Source organism: Paracraurococcus ruber, assembly GCF_004353985.1.
In the GTDB taxonomy this organism is placed as follows: domain Bacteria; phylum Pseudomonadota; class Alphaproteobacteria; order Acetobacterales; family Acetobacteraceae; genus Paracraurococcus; species Paracraurococcus ruber.
Window position 1 is genome coordinate 1 of sequence record NZ_SMOA01000236.1, and the last position, 8475, is coordinate 8475.

Consider the following 8475-nt stretch of genomic DNA (forward strand, 5'->3'; position numbering starts at 1 on the left):
ACAACGTGACGATGGACGTGGAACTCATCGCGCCGATCGCCATGGACCAGGGGCTCCGCTTCGCCATCCGCGAGGGCGGCCGCACCGTCGGCGCCGGCGTCGTCGCCGAGATCGTGAAGTAGGCACCGGTCGCGCGACCGATGCCGGGGGGCGGGCTGCGCAGGCGGCCCGCCCCCTTTGCGTTCCGGGCCCCGGCATGACCGGCGCCGCGGCCCTGCTGCGGGCGGTGCTCTGCCCGCCGCATGCCCCGCCGGACGTGGCCGTGCCGGACCCCGAATCAACGCTGCCGCCGCTGCTGCATGGGTTCCGCCTGCTCGACCTCGACGCGCCGGGGACGGAGGCGCCGGCTGCGCTCGGCCTCTCCCCGCGATTCCTCGCCGCGCTGCGGTCGGGCGATGAAGTCGTGCGGGCGATGCGGGAGGCGGTGATCCTGGCGCGCCTGCCGCAACTTCGGCCACGGGCGATCTCGCCGCGCGGGCTCGATGTTGCCCATGCGCTGGCGCGGCGGGGGAAACTGCTGCTCTGCCCCTTCACCGGCGACTGGACCGGGACGGCGAAGGCGCTGGGGCATGAGGTTTTCTGGCACGCCGCCGGCGGCCGCGCCTGCCTCGTCGCGCAATGGGCGGCGGCGCCGCTCGCGGCGCAGGACACCGCCTGGATCTTTCCGGCGGAGCGCGTCGTCCTCTTCCTCGGCCATCTGCTCGGGTCGCCCGACTATCTCCGCTACATGCTGGGGGAGGCGCTGCTCGGCCTGCTGCGGGCGCCGGAACTGGTGGCGGCGCATCTGCGCCGGGTTGGCCCCCCGCCGCAGATGCTGCTTGTGGAAACCATCGCGCCGCATCTCGGCCACTGCATCTGGAATGCCGCCAGCGCCTGGCCGCGGCTGCTCGAGCAGCCGGGGCTGCCGCGGCCGGACGGCATCGTCACCTGGGAGGGCAACGACTTCCTGCCGCCGCCGACCGCGCTCTGGCCGGACCTGGCCGGGCTGCCGCTGCACCGGCTGCAGCGCCCGGCGGACCTGGTTGGCCTGGTGGCGGGGACGGGCGGGCTCGCCCTCGTCGCCAAGGATGACTGGATCGGCGCGGGCTTCGCCGGCCGCGTGCTGGCCTGGGCCCGCGCCGCTTTGCCGCCGGACCGTGCCGCGGCGCTGGCGGCGCTGCGGGCGCAGGCGCGGCCGCTGGTGCTGCTCGGCCTCCGCCTCGGCAACCGCGCCTGGGTCGAGCAGGAGGAGGGGCTGGCGGACCTCGCCGCCGCGCTGGCGGCGCGCTTCCCCGGCATCGGCTTCGTGCTGGACGGGCTGACCGGCGGCACCGCCATGGGCTGGACCCATGGCCTGATGTCGCTGGAGGCGGAGGCGGCGCTGGCCGGGCGACTTGCCGCGCGGATCGGCACGCATTCCCCCTGCCATGTCACGGTCGGCCGCGGCATGGTGGAAAGCCTGGCGGCCAGCGCCGCCGTCGATCTCTTCGTCGCGCCGCTCGGCACCGGCCTCGCCAAGTACCAGTGGCTGGCGAACCGGCCGGGCGTCGTCCTCTCCAACCGGCTGGGGCTGGACCGCGCGGACCCGCGGGGCTGGGCGCTGCGGGTCTTCGATGGCTGCCGGGACGATGCCAGGCCGGCCGTGATGCCCGACCCGGCGCTGGTGCGGGACATCCCGGCACCGGACCGGCCGGGGCCGGGCCAGGAGAATTTCAGCCTGGACTGGCGCCATGTGCTGCCGCTGGCACTGCCGCTGGCGGAGGCGGCGCTGCGCCGCTGACCGCCCGCCGCCGCGCAGCCTGTCGGCCCGCCTGCCGCCCCTCGACAGCGACGCGGCTGCGCCCTATAGGCGACGCCTCGCGCCGCGGTCCTGCCCGGCGTGGAGGGGCATAGCTCAATTGGCTAGAGCGCCGGTCTCCAAAACCGGAGGTTGGGGGTTCGAGACCCTCTGCCCCTGCCAGGCTCCCGGCGCGCCGGGGGCGTCAGGTGCCCTTCTCCCCTGGAGCCCTTCGCGGGGCGGAAGGGGCCGGCGGGGCACCGCCCACAGTCTTTACGTGGGTGGCGTCCTTCCCCACCTTGGCGGGGCCGGGCGGCCGCCCGCGCAGCGTTCACCGCAAGCCGGAAGGTTCGTCGCCTTGGCCAAGCTGGATCCCGCGCAGTATGTCCGGGACGTGCGGACGGAGGTGGCCAAGGTCACCTGGCCGAGCCGCAAGGAAACCCTGATCACCACCGGCCTCGTGCTGGCCATGTCCGCGCTCGCCGCCGTGTTCTTCCTGGTCGTCGACCAGTTGATCGCGCTCGGCATGCGCGGCGTCTTCGGTCTGGGCTGAGCGGAAGGGGGACGGAGCGATGGCCAAGCGCTGGTACGTGGTGCACGTCTATTCGGGCTTCGAGAAGAAGATCGCGCAGCAGATCAAGGAACAGGCGGCGCAGAAGGGCCTGGGCGACCAGATCGACGAGATCCTGGTGCCGTCCGAGGAAGTCACCGAGGTCCGCCGCGGCCAGAAGGTGAATTCCGAGCGGAAATTCTTCCCCGGCTACGTGCTGGTGAAGATGGAGATGTCGGACGAGGCCTGGCACCTGGTGAAGGACACGCCGAAGGTCACCGGCTTCCTCGGCAACAAGAACAAGCCCAGCCCGATCACCGAGGCGGAGGCGCAGCGCATCGTCGCCCAGGTGAAGGAAGGCGTGGACAAGCCGCGCAAGCCCGCCGTGGTGTACGAGGTGGGCGAGCAGATCCGCGTCGCCGACGGCCCCTTCACCAGCTTCATGGGCACGGTGGAGGAGGTGGACGAGGAGCGTGGCCGGGTGAAGGTCAGCGTCTCCATCTTCGGCCGCTCCACCCCGGTGGAACTGGAATACGGGCAGGTGGAAAAGGCCTGAGCGTCCCGGGCGGGTGGCCGTCTGCGCCGCCCGCGCGCGCCCTGCGGCGCGATCGTGCAATTGCCGAGCATTGCGTCGGGTTTCGCCTACCAATCGCAAATATGTCCCTGTCGGATTGACCTGTAACCGGATCTGTGCGGAATTCGTCTAGCCGCGCGATCGGGTGTCGGCATTGGCGGACATGAGGCGACGACGCATGCGTTTTGTTGGCATTCGCAACCTGGCCTGCGCTGCCATGCTTGGCGCCGGGCTGGTGCTCGGCTGGTCGTCGGCGCAGGCCGAGATCGTCATCCGGGTGCAGCAGGCCGGCGCCAACATCCGGGCCACCGCCAGCGGCTCGCTGACCACGGATGCCTTCGGCGTGCCGGGCCCCGCCGTCTTCACCACCGCCCGTGTAGCGCCAGGCCAGGGCTTCATCCTGGTCGGCGACAGCGGCACCCCGGCGGCGCCGCTCAGCCACCTGCGCTATTTCGCCACCTCCAGCGCGCCCATCGCGGCCTTCGGGGCGGGCGGCGTGCGCGTGGCCGACAGCGCCGCGGGCGACTTGGTGGGGCTGGCCCTCGGCACCAACGGGACCGACAATTTCGCGTCCTTCCTGGTGCCGGAGACCTATGTCTCCGACGCCGCGCTCCGGGGCTCGGCGACTTGGCTGAACACGGATTTCGCCGGCCTCGGGCTGCTCACCGGGCAATGGCTGTTCTCCGCGCCGACCGATGCCGGGTCGCAGGAGCTTCGCCTGATCATCGGCGGCACCGTGCCGGTGCCGGCGCCGGGTGGCCTCGCGCTCTTCGTGCTGGCGTTTGGCGGGCTCGTGGCGGCGCGGCGCCGGGCCGCCTGACCCGGACCGACTGCGGCTAGGCCGCCGGCACCGCGCGGCTGGTCACCCGCCACGCCGCGGGCGGCCGGGCGTGGAGCGGGCCAGGGCGCCAGAGCCGATCGCGCTCGGGTGGAACAACCTGAGCGGGTGAAGAGGTTCGTCGATTCAAATGACCAGAGCGGTTGCCGTGCGCCATGGCGAACGGAAACCGGCCCTGGTGTCCCGAATCCGAAGTCCGTCACCACGGGTGGCGTCCTTCGGTTCTGGCCACCCGCCTTTGTTTCCAGCGGCCTGCTGGTCCGCTGCGCTCGCAGCCGGTGGCTGCGAACCTTGCGGGCACGACACTAGTTGTCGCTGCGGGAGGCTGCCGATGCCGGAGCGTCCCGGCTCCGGCGGCACCGCGCCGGACGCGGAGCGCGGCCCGGTGAAGGCCGGCGCCGGATCCGCCCGGATGCACCCTTCCCGGTCCCTTGCTATCGCAGCGGGCGCTTCCGGGGCGGCCGGCGCCGGGTCGGCGGGCTTGCGCAACGGTGGCGCCGCGGCGGGCGCCTCTCCGGGCTTCCGGTCGCCTCCCCGATCCCGGTAGGGTTTGCCCGGGAGGACGACTGATGGTTGCAGGACGACGCGCGGCGCTGGCCGCAGGCGTGGCGCTGATCGCCGGGCGGACCGCCAGGGCGCAGGATTTTCCGACCCGGACCATCACCTGGGTCGTGCCGGGCGGGCCCGGCAGCGTGCTGGACGTGGCGGCGCGGCTGCTCGCCACCAAGCTCGCCCCCCGGCTGGGGCAGAGCGTGGTGGTGGACAACCGGCTCGGCGCCGGCGGCACCGCGGCGGCGGAACTGGTGGCGCGCTCGGCCCCCGATGGCCACACGCTGTTCTTCGGCAATTTCGCCACCTTCGCCATCGCGCCGCTGCTGATCCCGAACATCCGCTACGACGCGCAGCGCGACTTCGCGCCGGTGCATGGCATCGGCGCCTCGGCCAACATCGCCGTCACGGGGATGGACCGGCCCTGGCGGAGCATCGCCGAGGTCATCGCCTATGCCCGGGAGAATCCGGGGAAGATGACCTTCGCCGCCAGCATCGGGTCCGGCCAGCATGCCGCCGCCGCGCTGTTCGTGGAGAAGGCGGGGATCGAGCTGACCCACATCCCCTACAACAATTTCGGTCAGGCGCTGAACGACCTCGCGGCCGGGCGGGTGGACCTGTATTTCGACTACCCGCTGAGCAGCCTGCCCTATGTCCGGGACGGACGGCTGCGCGCCCTGGCGGTGAATGCGCCGGACCGCCTGGCCATCGCGCCCGAGGTGCCGACCCTGGCCGAGGCCGGGCTGGCCGGCGCTGAGTTGCTGGGCTGGTCCGGCGTCTATGTCCCGGTCCGCACCCCGCCCGGCCCGGTGGTGAAGCTGGCCGAGGCGATCGCCGCCGCCCTGCAGGAGCCCGATGTCCGGGCCCTGTTCGACAATACCGGCACCATCCTCTGGGACCAGGTCGACGGGCTGCAGCTTGCCCAGGCGCTGGAGGAGGAGATCCCCCGGATGCGCCACCTGATCGGCCGGACCATCCCGAAGCCGGGATGACGGCGGGGCGGAACCGCGGCCGCGGCGGCGCGTCGAGGCGCCGGACCGCCCGCGCCGCCGCCCCTTCCCTTCGCCTGCCCCGGCGGGACGCAGCCAGCCGCCCTGCCTTGCCCGCCGGCCCCCGCGCGGCGCGGCTGGGCGGTCCGCATCCCGCCCCTGGCCGGCGAGGAGACCCCCCGAATGGCCCGGCCCTCCGTCGCGGACCTGATCGCCGACACGCTGCAGCAGGTGGGCGTCCGGCGCATCTATGGCATCGTCGGCGACAGCCTGAACGGGCTGACCGATTCGCTCCGCCGCAAGGGCGCCATCGACTGGGTGCATGTGCGGCACGAGGAGACGGCGGCCTTCGCCGCCGGCGCCGAGGCGCACCTGACTGGCCAGCTCGCGGTCTGCGCCGGCAGCTGCGGGCCGGGCAACCTGCACCTGATCAACGGGCTGTATGACTGCCATCGCAGCCGCGTGCCGGTGCTGGCGATCGCGGCGCAGATCCCGACCGACGAGATCGGCAGCGGCTACTTCCAGGAAACCGACCCGCGCCACCTGTTCCGCGACTGCGCGCATTATGTCGGGCCGGTCGCCACCGCCTCGCAGATCGCCCGCACCCTCGACATCGCCATCCGGGAGGCGGTGACGAAGCGCGGCGTCGCGGTGGTGGTGATCCCGGGCGATGTCGCGCTCGAGGCGGCGGAGGAGGCCGCTGCGACGCGCATGGTCTGCCCGGCGCCGCCGGTGGTGCAGCCGAACCCCACGGATCTCGCCGCCCTGGCACGGCTGCTGAACGCGGGGACGCGCATCACCATGCTCTGCGGCGGCGGCTGCGCCGGCGCGCATGACGAGGTGGTGGCGCTGGCCGGGGCGCTGCGGGCGCCGGTGGTGCATGCGCTGCGCGGCAAGGAGTTCGTCGAATACGACAACCCCTACGACGCGGGCATGACCGGGCTGATCGGCTTCTCCTCCGGCTATCATGCGATGATGGACTGCGACACGCTGCTGATGCTGGGGACCGACTTTCCCTACCGGCAGTTCTTCCCGGCCGGGGCGAAGGTGGCGCAGGTGGACCTTCGCGGCGAGCAGATCGGCCGCCGCTGCCGGGTGGATCTCGGCGTGATCGGCGAGGTGCGGCCGACCATCGAGGGCCTGCTGCCGCTGCTGCAGCGGCGGGAGGGCAGCGGCTTCCTCGACCAGGCCCTGGCGCATTACCGCGAGGCGCGGCAGGGGCTGGACGAGCTGGCGGTCGGGCATCCCGGCCGCAGGCCGATCCACCCGCAATACCTGGCGCGGGTGCTGGACGAGGTGGCGGCGGAGGATGCGGTCTTCACCTGCGATGTCGGCACGCCGACCGTCTGGGCGGCGCGCTACCTGCGCATGAACGGCCGGCGCCGGCTGGTCGGGTCCTTCTGGCATGGCTCCATGGCCAATGCGCTGCCGCAGGCGATCGGCGCGCAGGCGGCCTTCCCGGGGCGGCAGGTGGTCTCGCTCTCGGGCGATGGTGGCCTGGCCATGCTGATGGGCGAGATCGCCACGCTGCCCCAGCTGGACCTGCCGGTGAAGGTGGTGGTGGTGAACAACGGCACGCTCGGCTTCGTCGAGATGGAGATGAAGGCGGGCGGCTTCCTCGATGTCGGGACGGCGCTGCGCAATCCCGACTTCGCCCGGGTGGCCGAGGCCTCCGGCATTCTCGGGGTGCGGATCGAGGACCCCGCCGACCTGCGCGAAGGCCTGCAGCGGGCGCTGCGGCATGACGGGCCGACGGTGGTGGATGTGGTGACCAACCGGATGGAGCTGAGCCTGCCGCCGAAGACCACGCTGGAGCAGGCCAAGGGCTTCGGCGTCTATCTGGCGAAGGCGATCCTGAACGGCCGCGGCGACGAGGTGGTGGAACTGGCCCGCACCAACCTGTTCCGCTGAGGACCCTGGTGATCCAGGGGCCCTGCGGCCCCGGGGGGGGGGGCGAACCCAAGGGCCCTTCGGCCCTGGACGATCCACGGGCCCTTCGGCCCTGGGCGGGCAGGGCCCGGAAGGGGCGGCGCGCCCCTCCCGAGACGGTCATCGTGCGGCGATGGCAGGTCCCTCGCCGGGCAGCACCGTCACCGTCGCCGTCCGCCCCGACAGCAGCCGCAGCCCTTCCGGCACCCGGTCGATGGCGATCCGCACCGGCACGCGCTGGGCGAGGCGCACCCAGGAGAAGGTGGGGTTCACATTGGCCAGCAGGTTGGCGCTCTCGGCCCGCTCCCGGTCGGTGATGCCGGCGGCGATGCTCTCGACATGGCCCTCGATCAGCCCCGGCTCGCCCATCACCCGCGCCGTCGCGCGATCGCCGGGGCGGATGCGCGGCAGCTTCGTCTCCTCGAAATAGCCGGCGATGTGGAAGCTGTCGGAATCCACCAGCGCCAGCGCCGCCTTCCCGGCCGCCAGGTAGTCGCCCGGCCGCAATTCCAGGTTCGTCACGTAGCCGTTGACCGGCGCCCGCACCTCCGACCGTTGGAGGTTCAGCCGGGCGATGTCGCGCTCGACCAGCGCCTGCTGGTGGTTCGCCTCCGCCACCTGGGCATCGGTGATCGCCTGTTCCTGCCGCTGGATGGACACCGCGCTCTGGTCCAGCCGGGTGTAGCGCTGCTGGTCGCGCTGCGCCTGCAGCAGGGTGACGTGCCGGGCCGACAGCACCGCTTCCGCCTGCTGCAGCGCCAGGGCGAAGCGGTCGCGGTCGATGCGGAACAGCACCTCGCCCCGCGCCACCTTCTGGTTGTCCCGCACCAAGACCGCGCTGACCAGGCCGGAGACGTCGGGGGCGATGCCCACCACCTCGGCGCGGATGCGGCCGTCGCGGGTCCAGGGCTCCTCCATGTAGTAGCGCCAGAGCTGCCAGCCGGTGAGGGCCGCGGCCAGCACGACGACCAGCGTCGTGCCCACCCGGACGAGTTGCGCGAGGCTCATGCGAGGATCCGGTTGCCGAGCGCGGCGACGAGGCCGAGCAGGATGACGAAGAGGGCGAGGTCGAAGAGCGGCCGGTGCCAGACGAGGCGATACAGGCCGAGCCGCTGAAGCAGCCGCCGCAGCAGCGCATTGGCCAGCAGCGCGATGGCCGCCCAGGCCAGCAGGGCAGGGACGAAGACGCCGTGGAGGTCGAACTCGCCGGTCATGCGACCTGCTCGCGGGTTGGGCCAGGGGGCGGGCCAAGGGGCGGGCCAGGGGGCGGGCCGGGGGCGGGCGGCGGCG

At 72.9% G+C, this 8475-nt stretch carries 9 protein-coding genes and 1 tRNA gene; 8 read left to right on the plus strand and 2 right to left on the minus strand.

The genetic code is table 11. The features are described from left to right. From E2C05_RS25370 to poxB, 8 genes are all read left to right on the plus strand, one after another. The coding region (locus E2C05_RS25370) for an EF-Tu C-terminal domain-related protein (RefSeq protein ID WP_456306501.1) at positions 1-122 on the plus strand (122 nt) is incomplete at its 5' end. Between the two features lie 74 nt (positions 123-196). Beyond that, the gene (locus E2C05_RS25375) at positions 197-1759 is read left to right on the plus strand and encodes a hypothetical protein (protein ID WP_133222434.1); all 1563 of its coding nucleotides are present in this window, start codon (positions 197-199) and stop codon (positions 1757-1759) included. Positions 1760-1862: 103 nt separating this feature from the next. After that, positions 1863-1939, plus strand: a tRNA-Trp gene (locus E2C05_RS25380). A 175-nt stretch (positions 1940-2114) separates the two neighbouring features. After that, the gene (gene secE, locus E2C05_RS25385; protein WP_158292365.1) at positions 2115-2309 is read left to right on the plus strand and encodes a preprotein translocase subunit SecE; all 195 of its coding nucleotides are present in this window, start codon (positions 2115-2117) and stop codon (positions 2307-2309) included. Between the two features lie 19 nt (positions 2310-2328). After that, positions 2329-2862, plus strand: a complete 534-nt coding sequence (nusG, locus tag E2C05_RS25390; protein ID WP_133222436.1) for a transcription termination/antitermination protein NusG — start codon at positions 2329-2331, stop codon at positions 2860-2862. Positions 2863-3058: 196 nt separating this feature from the next. Continuing rightward, a complete protein-coding gene (locus E2C05_RS25395) occupies positions 3059-3700 on the plus strand; it encodes a hypothetical protein (RefSeq protein ID WP_133222437.1) in 642 nt (213 codons plus the stop codon). Positions 3701-4287: 587 nt separating this feature from the next. Beyond that, positions 4288-5259, plus strand: a complete 972-nt coding sequence (locus E2C05_RS25400; RefSeq protein ID WP_133222438.1) for a Bug family tripartite tricarboxylate transporter substrate binding protein — start codon at positions 4288-4290, stop codon at positions 5257-5259. A gap of 180 nt (positions 5260-5439) precedes the next feature. Continuing rightward, the gene (gene poxB / locus E2C05_RS25405; protein ID WP_133222439.1) at positions 5440-7167 is read left to right on the plus strand and encodes a ubiquinone-dependent pyruvate dehydrogenase; all 1728 of its coding nucleotides are present in this window, start codon (positions 5440-5442) and stop codon (positions 7165-7167) included. A gap of 138 nt (positions 7168-7305) precedes the next feature. Here the strand turns inward: poxB and E2C05_RS25410 are convergent, their stop codons facing one another. Continuing rightward, entirely contained in the window at positions 7306-8193 is an 888-nt protein-coding gene (locus tag E2C05_RS25410; RefSeq protein WP_133222440.1) for an efflux RND transporter periplasmic adaptor subunit, read from the minus strand. After that, positions 8190-8399: a DUF1656 domain-containing protein gene (locus tag E2C05_RS25415; protein WP_133222441.1), complete on the minus strand. Its 210-nt coding sequence runs from the start codon at positions 8397-8399 to the stop codon at positions 8190-8192. Before E2C05_RS25415 ends, E2C05_RS25410 begins: the two co-directional genes overlap by 4 nt. Positions 8400-8475: the final 76 nt, after the last annotated feature.

Bases quoted from the DNA above. Each gene is read 5' to 3' on its own strand.
- E2C05_RS25375 (WP_133222434.1), top strand. From the start codon at position 197: ATGACCGGCGCCGCGGCCCTGCTGCGGGCGGTGCTCTGCCCGCCGCAT.
- nusG (WP_133222436.1), top strand. From the start codon at position 2,329: ATGGCCAAGCGCTGGTACGTGGTGCACGTCTATTCGGGCTTCGAGAAG.
- E2C05_RS25395 (WP_133222437.1), top strand. From the start codon at position 3,059: ATGCGTTTTGTTGGCATTCGCAACCTGGCCTGCGCTGCCATGCTTGGC.
- E2C05_RS25400 (WP_133222438.1), top strand. From the start codon at position 4,288: ATGGTTGCAGGACGACGCGCGGCGCTGGCCGCAGGCGTGGCGCTGATC.
- poxB (WP_133222439.1), top strand. From the start codon at position 5,440: ATGGCCCGGCCCTCCGTCGCGGACCTGATCGCCGACACGCTGCAGCAG.
- E2C05_RS25410 (WP_133222440.1), bottom strand. From the start codon at position 8,193: ATGAGCCTCGCGCAACTCGTCCGGGTGGGCACGACGCTGGTCGTCGTG.
- E2C05_RS25415 (WP_133222441.1), bottom strand. From the start codon at position 8,399: ATGACCGGCGAGTTCGACCTCCACGGCGTCTTCGTCCCTGCCCTGCTG.